Origin of the sequence: Streptomyces sp. NPDC058375 (assembly GCF_042723425.1) — a bacterium.
Lineage (GTDB): Bacteria > Actinomycetota > Actinomycetes > Streptomycetales > Streptomycetaceae > Streptomyces > Streptomyces durocortorensis.
Window position 1 is genome coordinate 1 of record NZ_JBHXJG010000193.1, and the last position, 14,379, is coordinate 14,379.

A 14,379-nucleotide genomic window follows, 5' to 3' on the forward strand; every position below is an offset into this window, starting at 1 on the left:
CCGCCGCCCCGTCGAGCGGCCGCGGCGTGGGCCCCGGCAGGCCGTGCGCCGCCTCCCGCAGATCGGCGTGGCCGGACAGCGACCGGGCGAAGACCGCCTCGGCGATCCCCGACACCGGAACCCCGAGGTCGAGCGCGATCTGCACGGTCCAGCGCCCGGTGCCCTTCTGCTCCGCCCGGTCCTGCACGATGGCGACGAACGGCTTCCCGGTCGCCGCGTCCGTGTGGGCGAGGACCTCCGCCGTGATCTCGATCAGATACGAGTCGAGTCGGCCGGTGTTCCACGTACGGAAGACGTCGGCGATCTGCGCGGGGGAGTACCCGGCGACGGCGCGCAGCAGGTCGTACGCCTCGGCGATCAGCTGCATGTCCGCGTACTCGATGCCGTTGTGGACCATCTTCACGAAGTGGCCCGCGCCGTCGGGTCCGATGTGGGCGGTGCACGGCGTGCCGTCCTTCGCCTGCGCGGCGATCTTCTCCAGCATCGGGCCCAGCGAGGCATACGACTCCGCCGAGCCGCCCGGCATGATGCTCGGCCCGTTCAGCGCGCCCTCCTCGCCGCCGGAGATCCCTGTCCCGACGAAGTGGATCCCGCGCTCGCGCAGTTCCTTCTCGCGGCGGCGGGTGTCCTCGAAGTGGGCGTTCCCGCCGTCGATGATGACGTCGCCCTCCTCCAGCAGCGGCGCGAACTCCTGGATCACCGCGTCGGTGGGGTCTCCCGCCTTCACCATGATCACCAGGCGTCGGGGGCGCTCCAGCGCGGCGACGAACTCCTCGGGCGTGTGCGCGGCGATGAACGTGCCCTCGTCGCCGAACTCCTCGACCAGGGCGTCGGTCCGGGCCGTGGTGCGGTTGTGCAGGGCGACGGTGTAACCGTTGCGGGCGAAGTTCCGGGCGAGGTTGCGGCCCATGACCGCGAGTCCGGTGACGCCGATCTGAGCAGTGCCGCTCATCTGTGTGCTCCTGGGGGTGCGGTACGTACCGCTCGTCGGGTGCGGTGCTTCGGTCAGGGGAGTACGGGCGCGGGGACAGCCGCGTTCAGGGGTGGACGCTCGCCGGGGGCCCGCTCAGGGCGAGGGCGAGGCGGTCGTGCCGCCGGTGGCGGTGCCGGCTCCGGGAGCACCGGGGGGCGGGCCCGGCTCCAGGAGCGCGTCGTCGTCCCCCGGCTCGGGGATCACGTGCATCGCGGCCTCCTCGGCCGACGCCGCCGCTCCGTCGATGCCCACGTCGCTGGCGGTGAGGGTCGCCGGGACGGTCCCTTCCGCCTGCTGGGTCAACCGCCCGGCGCGGGCGACACCCACCTCGTTGTCCCAGGGCTCCCCGTCACCGCCCACGAGATCGCCCACACCGTCGCCGAGAGATCCGTCGGGCTCGGGAACTTCCCTGGTCAGCCGGTTGTCGAGGGACTCGCCGGTGTGCCGCTCGTCGGCCGTGGTGCCGAGTCCCTCGACCACCCAGGGGCGGTCCGGTGGCGCGTAGCCCTCGTCCAGCGGGTCACCGGTGCCGGACGGGTCCATGAGCGTGTCCTCGGCGCCGAGCTGCTCGGTGGGGTCGGAAGCCTCGGGTTCCTGGGGCTGGTAGACGTCGTCCCCCCAGTCGGTGTCGCTCATGGCGCGTCCTTTCCTCCGGGAGCCGAATGCCACTGTCCCCTGTACGCAATTCCACTCCGGACCCGCTCCGGCCGCAAAGGGAAGATCGGATTCCGATGCCTGGCGCGGGCGGCGCGGAGCGGTTTGTACGCAGGTCGCGACCCGTTCCCCGACGCGCGGAGACTCTTGGGCCGCCGCGCTGTTCTAGTCGTCGAACGGCCCGGCATAGGGTGACCCTCCATGGGGAACGGACAGCAGTCGCCCGGGGGCGATCACCAGCAGCAGGGCCCATGGTCGCCGTACGCGGGACAGCCGCCCGCTCCCGGGGGCGCCGCCCCCTGGAACGCTCCGACCGAGCCGAACGGGCAGCCCCCCGCGGCCTCCGCCCCCTGGAGCGCGCACCCCGGCCCGCCCCCGTCCGGTGGCAGCCGCCGCAGCTCGGTCATCGCCGTCGTCGCGGCCACCGCCGTCGTCCTCGCCGCCGGGATCACCGGATTCCTGGTGTTCGGCGGCGACGGCGACAGCGATGACGGGAAGCCGGACATGGGACAGACGGGGGCGGACGTCGTCTCTCCGTCCGCGTCCCCGGGGCAGGCCCGGGGCGGAGCCGAGGACGGGACCGGGCCCCTGGTGCCCGGCTGGAAGACGGTGATCAACCCCAAGCGCGGCATCGCCTTCGACGTGCCGGTGGACTGGGCGCCCAAGTCCACCGGCTGGGTCAGTTACGTCGCCGAGAACGACGACCCCGATGAGACCCCGCTCGTCGGGTTCTCCGCCCCGGCGATCCTGAAGGAGAAGTGGTGCCGCTCCGACGACGACGGCAACGGCGTCCAGGAGGACACCCCGCTCGCCTCCGCGGGCTCCAGGGGTGAGACCGGCGCCCGCAGCACCGCCGAGGCGGCCCGGGAGAACGCCCGACTCTGGGTCTACGGCAGCTACGCCCAGCCGTCGAAGGAGAAGGTCACCACCGGGGCGGCGAAGCCGTTCACCACCAAGTCCGGCATCACCGGGAGCGTGGCGACGGCCACCTCCACCGGTGTCGACGGAACGGGCCGCTGCGCCTACGACGGCAAGGCGACCGCGTTCGCTTTCGAGAACCCGGCGGGGGAGACGGTCTCCTGGACGTTCGTCGGCGTCCGCGGAGTCGACGACGAGGTGCCGGAGCCGACCGTGCGGAAGATCCTCGGCACGGTTCGGCTCGTCGACAGCACACCCTGACGGGCCCCTGACGACGCCTTGACGACCCCCTGTCGGGATCCCTGACGGAGTCCGGCCGCGCCCCGGCCCGCCCTCCGGTCTCCGTTGCGGTCCAACGTCTCCGTCTCCGTTCCGGTCCAACGTCTCCGTCTCCGTCCCGGTCTCCGTCCCCGTCTCCGCCTCGGCCCGCTCCGGTCGGGGCGGACCGAGGCCCTTCCCATGCCCCGTACACTCGGCCCATGGGACGCAGCGCCGCACCGAGGACATGCCCGCTCAGGGCCGCTTCCGCGCTGCCCCCGGCCGCCGCCCGCGCGGCCGTGCCCCCGGCGCCCGCCGACGGGGCGCCCGGAACGGGCCGTACCGCACTGCACGGCCACGGCTAGCTAGCTACCAGCGGTCCATCAACGACTCACCAGCGATCCACGCGGCGGTTTCCGACAGCCGTATCCGGCGTTCCCGGCCCCGGCGTCACCGCCCCCCCCCGGGCCCGCCGTCTCCTCACCTCCTCACCGACACCACCTCCGGCCTGCTGAGCGCCGGGGCTCACCGTCGCCCCGGCGTTCGCCGGACGCGCGCGTTCGCACGATCGGCTCCACAGCACCACGCGGCCCGCGGCGCACCCGCCCGGGTCGCTTCCCGGCGACGGCCGCACCACCTGGCCGGCGCCGCACTCGAAGGGATCATCGTGAAGCTGAGCGACCTCATGGCCGGGCAGGTCCACCACGTGCTGCGGGGAACCCCCGACCGCACGGACGTCACCGCCGGCGCGACGTTCGACGCGGACCGGGTCACCCCGGGTTCCGTCTTCGCCGCGGTGCCCGGTCACGCGGCCGGCGGTCCGGATGCCGTCGCCCCGGCCGTCGCTCGCGGCGCGGTCGCCGTACTCGTCGACGAACAGGCCCCGCCGCTGCCCACGGCCCTGGGCGACGTGTGCGCCGTACGCGTCCCCGACGTCCGCAAGGCCGCCGCCGTCCTCGCCTCGCGCTACTTCGGCGAACCGGGCCGGGCGATGGACCTGATCGCCATCACCGGCACCAACGGCAAGACCTCCGTGTCGTACATGACCGAGTCGGTGCTGCGGCTCGCCGAGGGCACCCGGGTCGGGGTGATCGGCACCGCGGGCAGCCGCATCGGGGACGAGCCCATCTGGATGCCGCCCTCGGTGCTCACCACCCCGGAATCGCCCGATCTCCAGTACCTGCTGGGGCACATGCGCGACCGGGCCACCGGCAGCGTCGTCCTGGAGGCCACCTCGATGGGGCTGCTGACGCACCGTCTGGACCGTACGTTCATCGACGTGGGCGTCTTCACCAACCTCACCCAGGACCACCTCGACGACCACGGCACCATGGAGAACTACCGGGACGCCAAACTCCGTCTGTTCCAGGGCCTGTGCCGCCGCGCCGTGGTCAACGCCGATGACCCGGTGGGCGCCGGGATCCGGAAGCTGATGCCCGATGCCGTGACCACGTACGCGCTGGACGGCGACGCGGACTACCGCGCGAGCGATCTCACCGTGGACGCCTCGGGCACCCGGTTCACCCTGCACCACGACGGCCGCAAGTACCCGACGGCGATCCCTTCGCCGGGCCGGTTCTCGGTCTCCAACGCGCTGGCCACGGTGGCCGCCTGTCACCTCCTCGGCCACGGCCTGGCAGGGCTGGTCGACGCGCTGGAGCGGATGCCGCAGATCCCCGGCCGCTTCGAACGCCTCCACACCCCCGACGGCACCTCGGTGATCGTGGACTACGCCCACTCGCCGGACTCCCTCAGCAAGGTCCTCACCACGATCCGCGGCTTCGCCCGGGGCCGGGTCATCACCGTCTTCGGCTGCGGCGGCGACCGCGACACCACCAAGCGCGCCGAGATGGGCGCCATCGCGGGGGCCCACTCAGACCTGTGCTTCCTCACCTCCGACAACCCCCGTTACGAGGACCCCGAAGCCATCCTCGACCAGATCGCCCCGGGCATCGCGTCGACCGGCACGCCGTTCGAGCGGATCACCGACCGCCGCCGAGCCATCGCCGCAGCGCTGGCGGAGGCGGAGCCGGCCGACATCGTGCTCATCGCTGGCAAGGGCAGCGAACCGCACCAGAGCGTCCGGGGCGAGCTGATGCCGTTCAGCGACATGGCCGCCGTGCGCGAGCTGATCGGCGCGTAGTCCGCGATCAACCCGTTGGTACGATCCGCCGCTGAGCTGGAATGATGACCCGGCCGCGCCGAACGACGGGCGGGGCAGGAGCGGGGGGAGCGGGAGCCGTGGACGTCTACACGACGAAGTCCGGGATGGTACGGGGACGGCGCACCGCGCGGGACCGCGGCATCGTCGCCGTACTCGGACTCCCTTACGCGGCACCGCCGTTCGGCGCCCGCAGGTTCCAGGCACCGCAGCCCGCGGAACCCTGGGACGGTGTGCGCGACTGCACAGCCTTCGGGCCGGTGGCCCCCCAGTCGGCCGAACTGCCGGGCGCGCCGGTCTGGTCACCCGGTGACGAGGACATCCTCACGCTGAACATCTGGACGCCCGCCGACAGCTCCGGCGACCTGCCGGTACTGGTCTGGATCCACGGCGGCGCGTACGCCTTCGGGTCCTCGGCCCAGCCCGACTTCGACGGCACCGCACTGGCGGCCCTGGGGCTCGTCGTCGTCACCCTCAACAGCCGCCTCGGCTTCGAGGGGTTCGGCCACGTCCCCGGCGCCGACGGCGGCGCGCCCTTCCCCGACAACCGGGGACTGCTCGACCAGATCGCCGCCCTGGAATGGGTGCGCGCCGATATCGCCGCGTTCGGCGGCTCGCCCGACCGGGTCACGGTGGCCGGGCAGTCCTCGGGCGCCACATCGGCAGCCTGCCTGACCGTGGCGGACCGGGCGCGCGGCCTGTTCCGCCGCGCGATCCTGCACAGCGCCGTCAACGCCTGCGCCTCGGTGGAGCAGGCGGCCCGCACCGCGGCCGAGGTCGCCGCCGCCGCAGGGATTCCCGCCACCGCAGCCGGACTGCTCTCCGCCGCGCCGGACACCCTCGTCACCGCCTCCGACCTGGTCGTGGACCGTTACCGGCAGGACCCCGGATCGGGGCAGCGCCATTACGACCCCGCCATCTACGGCCCGGTCGTCGACGGCGTCCTGCTCACCGCCGACCCGCTGGAGGCACTGGCGGCCGGAGCGGGCGGCGCGGTGGAGCTGCTGGTCTGCCACACCACGGAGGAATACTGGCTCCTGGACGCGGTCGGCAGCAGCGCGAAGATCACAACGGAAGAGCAACTGGCTGTATTCGCAGCCGACTTCGGGCTTCCGGCCTCGCTCGTCGAGGGCCACCGCGACCGCCTGCCGGACGCATCGGTCCTGGATGTCTACCTGACCCTCTACTCCGGCCTCCTGTTCGCCGAATACAGCACCCGCCTCGCCGAGGCCCACGCGCGGGCGGGCGGCCGGGCCCACCTCGCCCGCTTCGACCGCCGCCGGGGCGGTACCGGTCAACGCGTCCGCGCCTGGCACTGCGCGGACATCCCGTTCGCCTTCGGCAACCTCGACGAAGAGAGCGTCCACTTCCTCGTCGGCGGTCCGCCCGGAACGGTCGACGAGGAGCTCTCACGGCGGATGGCAGGTGCGTGGGCCGGATTCGCCGCCCACGGCGAACCGGGCTGGGCCCCTCTCGACGGCCCGGGCGGCCCCGGCGGCCCTGCCGGCAGCGGGGCGACCGTACAGGTCTGGCGTACGGCGGACGAGGAGGCGGACGCGGCCCGGCAGCGGGCAGGGGCGTGGGCCGGAAGGGTTCACGGGGCGGAGGACGGCTTCCGTGACCTGTGGCGTACGGCCGGACTGCCCCTCCTGGAGCCCTGAGTCCCCGGCCCTTACGCGAAGCCCCCGGCCGGGCCGGCCGGCGGCCCGTATGCCGGATCACCTCGATGGGGCTGCCGGAGCGGGCGGTCATGCGCTCCTCGGTGGGCACGTTCTCGACCGCCCCGCGCGCGAGGACGCGGCCCTCACGCAGGAGCGGGGCGTGACCGATCGCGGAGAGAGTTCCTCCAGGTGACCGTTGTCGGTGTTCCCGCCCATGCTGTCGGCCCAGCCCTTCGCGTCGGTGTCTGCCGGACGCAGGGTAGCTGTAGAGGGCACCGACCTGTGCTGGGTGACTGCATCGCGGACGTCAGCGCCGTACCAGCGCCAGCAGGCTCAGCCCGAACATCAGGACGCCTAGGGGGAGGTGGACCGAGGGCAGGTGCGCGATGCCGACCGCCACCTGGACCGAGGCGAGGGCGAGGAAGCCGACGGCGTGCCCGATGGGCCGGGGCGAGCCGCCGCCCGGCTTCCACGCCAGCACGGCAGCGAGCACGTACAGCATCTACGCCCCGTACATCACGCGGGCTCCCCCGCTGTGCAGCATCTCACCGTAGGAAGTGGTCAGCAGGAGCCCGGCGGAGATCGCCTGGAGGAAGACGGTCAGCGTCTGCAGAGCGATCGTGATCCGCAGAAGCGAGAAGCCGTGCGGGCGGTGCCGTTGCCTGGGTGGCCATGCCACGTCCCCTGTTCCGCCCGTAAGGCAGTAGATCGATAAGGTCTCACCGGTCCGACGAAGTTGGCCTGCGAAAGGTAAGGCGAGAAGGTGAGCATGGGGGAGACGGGGGCGTCCGGGCCGGCCGGAGCGACCAGGATGAGCGAGGACGGGGCGAGTGGGGACGGAACGTTCGGCGAGCGGCGTCAACTGATCAACGTCGCCTACCGTTTGCTCGGTTCGCCGGCCGAGTCCGAGGACGCCGTGCAGGAGGCCTATGCACGCTGGTACGCGATGCCACCCGGCCGGCGGAACGGGATCGCGTCCCCCGGCGCCTGGCTGACGACGGTCACCGGCCGGATCTGCCTGGACGTGCTCGGCTCGGCCCGGGCCCGGGGGGAGCGCTACGTCGGCGCTTGGCTGCCCGATCCGCTGCCCGGCCCCGCCGAACGCGGCTACGGCCAGGGCTCCGACCCCGTCGACCAGATGATCCTGGACGAATCGGTGACCATGGCCTTCCTCGTCGTCCTGGAGACGATGACGCCGCCCGAGCGGGTGTCGTTCGTCCTGCACGACGTCTTCCGTTACCCCTTCGCCGAGATCGCCGCCGTCCTCGACCGGACCCCAGGCGCCTGCAAGCAGCTCGCCGCCTCCGCCCGGCGTCGGGTGCGCGCCACCCGGGCCCCCGGAGCCGGCCGCCGGACGAGCGGACGCGGTGCGGCGGGTCAAGGAGGCATGGGAGAACAAGGACATCGCCGCCCTGGTCGATCTCCTCGACCCGGCCGCCGTGATGACCGCAGACGGCGGTGGCCTGGTCGGGGCCGCGCTGCGCCCGATCGAGGGGGGCTCGCGCATCGCCCAGTACATGGTCGCCATCGCCGACAAGGCGCCCGGTCTGGAGCTGCTGGAGTGCCCTGTCAACGGCGAGCCGGGGCTGGTGGCCCGACGTGACGGCGTTGTCATGACCGTCGCGTCGTTCGATGTGGCCGAGGCCCGCGTCGCCCGGATCTGGGTGGTACGCAACCCGGAGAAGCTGCGGCCGTGGGCCCGGGAGGGCTGAAGAGCCGCGGGCCCCGGCGGAGGCGTCGTCATCGGCGCGAACGGTGACCTAGGGCGGTCGTCAAACTGCCGCCTGCCGGGCGACGACGGCAGTTTGACGGCAGGCCCTAATACGGCGGCAGCCGCAGCATCCCCGTGCCCTCGCGGACGTCGTGCACGAGGCGGATCTTCCCCACCGGATTGCCGCGCTCGTCCGTGGTCACCAGGGCCGCGTCGTCGGCGTTGACGCACCGCCCGCGCGCCCCCGGCTCGGGGCAGAACAGGACGTAGCCGGTCTGCCGGTCCACCCGGCCGGGCTCCAGCCGCCAGATCCACTGGTAGTCGCTCACGACCACCCGGGGATAGGTGGCGCGCAGGTGCTCCTTCACCGCGTTCTGCACGGTGTCGCCGAACTCCTGCCTCTCCCGGAACGGGCGGACGACCCGGGCGCTGCCCGTCGTGTCGACCCGGCCCGCCTCGATCTCGTAACTCGCCGAGAAGTAGGCGTGCTTGGTGAGTGAGGCCAGGAGGTTCGACCGGGTCAGCCGCATCACCGTGGGCCAGGACTCCTTGCCGCGGTCGCGCCGGTCGGCGACGGACGGGGAGACCACGTTCACGTACGAGGCCTGCGCTTTCGCCAACGCGCTGTCGGCCCCGCTAGCGGTGGCCCAGCGCTGGACGCACTCCCCGATCTCGCTGAGCACCTTCGTCACGGTGGCGTTCGTCAGCTCGGCCACCACGTAGGGCGGGGTGCCGGTCGGGCCCAGGGCGATGACCTCGTAGCCGCAGGCGTCGAAGGCGCCCCTGAGCGTACGGAAGTCCTCGGCCTGCTGCCGCCCGCGCTCGACGGCCTCGGCCAGCACGCCCGCGCACTCCTTCCGGTCGCACATGCCCCGGTCCGCCTCGTCCGTGTCGATGCGGAGCCGGACCACGGCGTCGCGGTCGTCGGTCACCGCGAAGGTGACCTCCGAGCCGCCGGAGCCCGGGAAGAGCGTGCGGGCCCCGATCGCCTTGAGCTGCCCGGGGAAGTGCTTCTCGGCCAGTTTCTCCGCCGCCCGCCGGTCGTCCCCGGTGTCGACCGCCCCGCACCCGGCGCCCAGGAGGGCCAGGGATCCCGCCAGTACGCCGGTGAGCGCGGCTCTCCGCTGTCTGCGGCGTGATCCGGCCATGGTCGGCTCCTCGTACTGGTGCTGTCCGGTGTTCCTGTGACCGTAGGACCAGTGTCGGCGAGCCGGATGAGTACGCCTACTCAACCCCGGTGCGCACAGCGCCCCGAACCCCTCCGGGACGCCCTGTCATTGGCATGGACCTGACTCTGGAACTCCGCTACAGTCCGGGAACGGCACATCTGAGAGCGCTCTCAAAAAGCACGATCGGATCGCGCTCCCGGACGCCTCCCGTTCCACCCCCACGTCGTTGGAACAACAGGAAGGGTCACTCCCTTGAGACACGCAACCCTGCTGCGGACCGGTCTGTCCGCACTCCTGGTACTCGGAGCCTGGACCGCCGCCGGTCCGACGTCCGCGTCCGCCGCGCCCACCCCCGCCGAACCCCCCGCCTCCGCCGCCCTGCTCTCCGCGATGCAGCGCGACCTCGGCCTCACCGAGAAGCAGGCCCTCACCCGGCTCGCCGACGAGAAGGCCGCCACCGCTCTGGAGAAGAAGGCGCAGCGCGCCGCCGGCTCCGCCTTCGGGGGCTCCTGGCTCGACGCGAAGACCGGCAGGCTGACCGTCGCGGTCACCGCCGCCGAGAAGGCCGAAGCCGTACGGGCGACCGGTGCCCACACCCGGCTCGTCGAGCACTCGGCCAAGAGCCTCGACGCGGCCAAGGCGCGGATCGACGCCCTGAAGGCCCCGTCCGGTGTGAGCAGTTGGCACGTCGACCCGGCCACCAGTCGCGTCGTGGTGAACGTGGTCGCGGCCGAGCAGACTGACAACGATGTCCGCGCCTTTGTCGCCAAGGCCCGCAAGGCCGGTCCCGTCACGGTGAAGACGACCGCCCAGGCTCCGCAGACCTTCGCGGCGGGAACGGTCGGCGGCGACCCGTACTACACGGGCAACGTCCGCTGCTCCATCGGCTTCTCCGTGCACGGCGGCTTCGTCACCGCCGGGCACTGCGGCGGCACCGGTCAGCAGGTCCGCGGCTGGGACAACTCCTACATCGGCAACTTTCAGGGATCGTCCTTCCCCGGTGACGACTACGCCTGGGTGAACGTCGGCAGCGGCTGGTGGACCGTCCCGGTCGTGCTCGGCTGGGGCGCCGTCCCGGACCAACTCGTCCGTGGCTCGAACGAGGCCCCGATCGGCGCCTCGATCTGCCGCTCCGGCTCCACCACGCGCTGGCACTGCGGCCGCGTCCTCGCCAAGAACGAGACCGTCAACTACAGCCAGGGCGCCGTCCACCAGATGACCAAGACGAGCGTCTGCGCCCAGGGCGGCGACTCCGGCGGCTCGTTCATCAGCGGCGACCAGGCCCAGGGCGTCACCTCCGGCGGCTGGGGCAACTGCACCAGCGGCGGCGAGACCTGGTACCAGCCGATCAACGAAATCCTCAACCGGTACGGCCTGAGGCTGCACACCGCGTGATCCGGGGGAGCCGTGCCGCCGTCTTCCCCGGCGGAGTGGCTCCCGACCGTACGACGTAAGTTCAGTGAGCGGCCCCGCCGGTGTGCGGGGCCGCTTCCTTGTGCGGGCGAGCCCGGGTGCGCGGAGCCCCGGGCGGTGCGCCCGCCTCGCCGCTCAACAGCCCTTGGGCGGCGCATCGTTCACAAGCTATTGACACCCTCTCAGCCTCGGCGCAACACTGGCACCGCTTTGGAGAGCGCTCTCCCAAGGGATCCCGCGGTCCGCCGGCCTCGTGACGCGCAGGGTGGAGTCTCTTCCCGGCTGTACCGTCCAGCTCACCCTTTCCCCCCACCGTGCACCCGATGTGCAGGGATGAAGAGCGGCATGGAGGCCCCTATGGTGACAAGACTCAACCGATCAACCCTGGTGTCCGTACTGGTCGTTGCCACCGCCCTGGCGCTGGTCGCGCTCGGGCTGTCCGCGATCACGAACGCCGGGGCGACCACCGCCGAGGCGGCCCCGCCGGCGGCGGACAAGCCCGCCGCGGCCTCGCACGTCATGCAGGGGCACAAAATGGCGCCGGCCAAGCCTGTGGCCTTCGGGGACGACCCCGACGGCGACGGCTACATACCCGCGGACCCGCCGGTCACGGGCGTGGAACCGTCCGACGAGATCCCGCCGCACCGCTACTTCCACGAGTTCCAGGCCAACTGCTCGGTCAACCACACCGCCCCGGACGACCCAATTGTCTACCCGGGTCAGGCCGGCGCGTCGCACGACCACACGTTCATGGGCAACGACACCACGAACGCGAACAGCACCACCGCGTCCCTGAGCGCGGGCGGTACCAAGTGCCTGGCGCCCGGGGACCTGTCCGCGTACTGGATGCCGACCCTCTACAACGGGAACGAGGAGATCCGCCCGGTCGGCCCCCAGACCATCTACTACAAGGCCGGAGTCACCGACTACCGCACGGTGCGGCCCTTCCCCAAGGGGCTGCGGTTCGTCGTCGGAAGCCCCACGCAGACCGCCGAGGAGTTCCGCAACCACCCCGGCATGGTCGAGGGGTACGAGTGCGGCGAGAGCTACCACAACTACGACTTCCCGGCCGCTTGCCCGACCAGCCGGGACACCCAGCTCAACCTGCGTATGCAGGCGCCCAGTTGCTGGGACGGCAAGTACCTGGACACCCCCGACCACAAGGCCCACATGGCCTACCCGGTCGTGACGGGGGCCAACCAGGACGTCTGCCCGCCCAGCCACCCGGTCGCCCTGCCGATGATCGAGTTCAAGATGGCGTGGCCGGTCAACGGTGACATGTCGCAGGTGAGACTGGCCAGCGGCACCGGCCACTCCTTCCACTACGACTTCTTCAACGCCTGGGACGACGCCACGCTCGACGCCCTGGTCGACCACTGCATCGTCGGCGCACTCCAGTGCGACGCCCGCGGTTACGACCAGAACAACCCGGGCGAGGGCGCGGCCCTCGACGAGAACTACGAACTGCCCCGAGCCTGACCCCGCCCCCTTGCGCTCTCCCTCCGGGTGCACCGCGTCCAAGAGGGAGAGCGCTCTCCAAACTCCCGTTCACCTCTACCTCGGCACCCCACCCGCACCCCCACTCCCGTGAGGAGATCCTCCCCCCATGATCACGTCCCGTTTTCGACGACCGGCCCGCCCCCGTGGCCGTACAACCACACGTCTCGCCGTCGCCGGTCTCCTGGCCGCCGCGGCGGCCGCCCTTCCGGTCCCCACCGCTCAGGCCGCCGGAAGCGTGGTGAAGGTGACCGGTTCCCAGGGCGCCTGGCAGCTGACTGTGGACGGCGCCCCCTACACCGTGAAGGGCCTGACCTGGGGCCCGTCCGTCGCGGACGCCGGACAGTACATGCCCGACGTGAAGTCGATGGGCGTCAACACGATCCGTACCTGGGGCACCGACGCCACCACGGAGCCCCTGCTGGACACCGCGGCCGCGAACGGCATCAAGGTGATCGCCGGGTTCTGGCTGCAACCGGGCGGCGGCCCGGGCAGCGGCGGCTGTGTGAACTACCTGACGGACACCGCGTACAAGAACGACATGCTCGCCGAGTTCCCGAAGTGGGTGGATGCCTACAAGGACCATGAGGGCGTCCTCATGTGGAACGTCGGCAACGAGTCGGTGCTCGGCCTCCAGAACTGCTACAGCGGCGAGGAGCTGGAGCGGCAGCGCGACGCGTACACCACCTTCGTCAACGAGATCGCCAAGAAGATCCACGCGGTCGACCCGAACCATCCGGTCACCTCCACCGACGCCTGGACCGGGGCCTGGCCGTACTACAAGAAGAACGCGCCCGACCTCGACCTGTACGCCGTGAACTCCTACGACGCCGTCTGCGACATCCGCGCCACCTGGGAGAGCGGCGGCTACGACAAGCCCTACATCGTCACCGAGGGCGGGCCCGCCGGGGAGTGGGAGGTCCCGGACGACGCCAACGGCATCCCGGACGAGCCCACAGACGTAGCAAAGGCCGAGGGCTACCAGCGGGCCTGGGACTGCGTGGAGGGGCATCAGGGGGTGTCGCTCGGCGCCACGTTGTTCCACTACGGCACCGAGTACGACTTCGGCGGCGTCTGGTTCAACCTGCTCCCTGCGGGCCAGAAGCGGCTCTCGTACTACGCGGTGAAGGAGGCGTACGGAGCGGACACCTCCGGCGACAACACCCCGCCGGTCATCAGCGGCATGACCGTCGACAACGCCTCCGCCGTCGAGGCGGGCAAGCCGTTCACCTTCCGGGCGTCCGTCTCCGACCCGGACGGCGACGCGCTCACCCACCAGGTGCTGGTCAACTCCAAGTACATCGACGACAGCGGCCAGTTGACGGACGCCGACTTCACCGACCGCGGTGACGGCACCTTCGAGGTCACCGCGCCGGACAAGCTCGGCGTCTGGAAGGTCTACCTCAAGTCGACCGACGGGAAGGGCAACGTCGGCATCGAGACGAAGTCCTTCACGGTGGTTCCGCCGAAGGTCGACGGGGTGAACCTGGCCTCCGGCAAACCCGCCGAGGCCTCGTCGTTCCAGCCGGACAGCGTCGGCTGCCCCTGCCCGGCGGCCAACGCCGTCGACGGCTCCTTCGACACCCGCTGGGCCAGCGAGTGGGCCGACCAGCAGTGGATCCAGGTCGACCTGGGCGCGACGACCTCCTTCGACCACGTCCAGCTGGCCTGGGAGGCGGCCTACGCCAAGGGGTACACGATCCAGACCTCGGACAACGGCCAGGACTGGAACACCGTCCACACGGAGACGGCGGGCAACGGCGGCATCGATGACATCCCGGTCACCGGCAACGCGCGCTACGTCCGCGTGAGCACCTCCGAGCGCGGCACCCCGTGGGGCTACTCGCTCTACGAGTTCGGCGTCTACCGGAGCTGATCCCGCGCCGGACGGAAAGCCTGCCGCGTCGGCCCATCCCCGCTGTCGGCGCGGCGGGAGCCCGCGGCGGCCACGGACATCCGTGGCC

10 protein-coding genes and 2 pseudogenes are annotated in these 14,379 nt (G+C 71.8%); 8 read left to right on the forward strand and 4 right to left on the reverse strand.

Features of this window, described 5'->3' with window-relative positions:
- Together gndA and ACFWM7_RS25700 are read right to left on the reverse strand one after the other, a co-directional pair.
- A partial coding sequence (gene gndA / locus ACFWM7_RS25695; RefSeq protein ID WP_383264505.1) for an NADP-dependent phosphogluconate dehydrogenase occupies nucleotides 1–952 on the reverse strand: 952 nt, incomplete at its 3' end.
- Nucleotides 953–1,066: 114 nt separating this feature from the next.
- Nucleotides 1,067–1,609, reverse strand: a complete 543-nt coding sequence (locus ACFWM7_RS25700) for a DUF5709 domain-containing protein (protein ID WP_383264508.1) — start codon at nucleotides 1,607–1,609, stop codon at nucleotides 1,067–1,069.
- Nucleotides 1,610–1,828: 219 nt separating this feature from the next.
- Between ACFWM7_RS25700 and ACFWM7_RS25705 the strand changes: the two genes are divergently transcribed.
- The 4 genes from ACFWM7_RS25705 to ACFWM7_RS25720 all read left to right on the forward strand — a co-directional run bounded on the left by ACFWM7_RS25705 (nucleotide 1,829) and on the right by ACFWM7_RS25720 (nucleotide 6,625).
- Nucleotides 1,829–2,806, forward strand: a complete 978-nt coding sequence (locus tag ACFWM7_RS25705; RefSeq protein ID WP_383264511.1) for a hypothetical protein — start codon at nucleotides 1,829–1,831, stop codon at nucleotides 2,804–2,806.
- 218 nt (nucleotides 2,807–3,024) lie between these two features.
- Nucleotides 3,025–3,168 (forward strand): hypothetical protein, encoded by a 144-nt coding sequence (locus ACFWM7_RS25710; protein WP_383264514.1) that lies wholly within the window; start codon nucleotides 3,025–3,027, stop codon nucleotides 3,166–3,168.
- A 302-nt stretch (nucleotides 3,169–3,470) separates the two neighbouring features.
- On the forward strand, nucleotides 3,471–4,946 hold the full coding sequence (locus ACFWM7_RS25715) for a UDP-N-acetylmuramoyl-L-alanyl-D-glutamate--2,6-diaminopimelate ligase (protein ID WP_383264517.1): 1,476 nt from the start codon (nucleotides 3,471–3,473) through the stop codon (nucleotides 4,944–4,946).
- A 98-nt stretch (nucleotides 4,947–5,044) separates the two neighbouring features.
- Nucleotides 5,045–6,625, forward strand: a complete 1,581-nt coding sequence (locus ACFWM7_RS25720) for a carboxylesterase/lipase family protein (protein ID WP_383264520.1) — start codon at nucleotides 5,045–5,047, stop codon at nucleotides 6,623–6,625.
- A 307-nt stretch (nucleotides 6,626–6,932) separates the two neighbouring features.
- Here the strand turns inward: ACFWM7_RS25720 and ACFWM7_RS25725 are convergent.
- Nucleotides 6,933–7,299: pseudogene (locus ACFWM7_RS25725) on the reverse strand (hypothetical protein).
- A 137-nt stretch (nucleotides 7,300–7,436) separates the two neighbouring features.
- Here ACFWM7_RS25725 and sigJ point away from each other — a divergent pair.
- Nucleotides 7,437–8,337, forward strand: a pseudogene (gene sigJ, locus ACFWM7_RS25730) (RNA polymerase sigma factor SigJ).
- 106 nt (nucleotides 8,338–8,443) lie between these two features.
- On the opposite strand, the gene ACFWM7_RS25735 reads toward sigJ, so the two are convergent.
- A complete protein-coding gene (locus tag ACFWM7_RS25735; RefSeq protein WP_383264523.1) occupies nucleotides 8,444–9,484 on the reverse strand; it encodes an SCO7460 family lipoprotein in 1,041 nt (346 codons plus the stop codon).
- 273 nt (nucleotides 9,485–9,757) lie between these two features.
- On the opposite strand from ACFWM7_RS25735, the gene ACFWM7_RS25740 reads away from it, so the two are divergent.
- From ACFWM7_RS25740 to ACFWM7_RS25750, 3 genes are all read left to right on the forward strand, one after another.
- Complete coding sequence (locus ACFWM7_RS25740; protein ID WP_383264525.1) at nucleotides 9,758–10,900, forward strand: S1 family peptidase; 1,143 nt, start codon at nucleotides 9,758–9,760, stop codon at nucleotides 10,898–10,900.
- Nucleotides 10,901–11,275: 375 nt separating this feature from the next.
- Nucleotides 11,276–12,397, forward strand: coding sequence for a DUF1996 domain-containing protein (locus ACFWM7_RS25745; protein ID WP_383264528.1), 1,122 nt, complete (start codon nucleotides 11,276–11,278; stop codon nucleotides 12,395–12,397).
- 127 nt (nucleotides 12,398–12,524) lie between these two features.
- Complete coding sequence (locus tag ACFWM7_RS25750; protein ID WP_383264531.1) at nucleotides 12,525–14,291, forward strand: discoidin domain-containing protein; 1,767 nt, start codon at nucleotides 12,525–12,527, stop codon at nucleotides 14,289–14,291.
- Nucleotides 14,292–14,379 lie beyond the last annotated feature (88 nt).

Coding starts and splice junctions, on each gene's coding strand:
- ACFWM7_RS25700 (WP_383264508.1), bottom strand. CDS start 1,609: ATGAGCGACACCGACTGGGGGGACGACGTCTACCAGCCCCAGGAACCC.
- ACFWM7_RS25705 (WP_383264511.1), top strand. CDS start 1,829: ATGGGGAACGGACAGCAGTCGCCCGGGGGCGATCACCAGCAGCAGGGC.
- ACFWM7_RS25710 (WP_383264514.1), top strand. CDS start 3,025: ATGGGACGCAGCGCCGCACCGAGGACATGCCCGCTCAGGGCCGCTTCC.
- ACFWM7_RS25735 (WP_383264523.1), bottom strand. CDS start 9,484: ATGGCCGGATCACGCCGCAGACAGCGGAGAGCCGCGCTCACCGGCGTA.
- ACFWM7_RS25745 (WP_383264528.1), top strand. CDS start 11,276: ATGGTGACAAGACTCAACCGATCAACCCTGGTGTCCGTACTGGTCGTT.
- ACFWM7_RS25750 (WP_383264531.1), top strand. CDS start 12,525: ATGATCACGTCCCGTTTTCGACGACCGGCCCGCCCCCGTGGCCGTACA.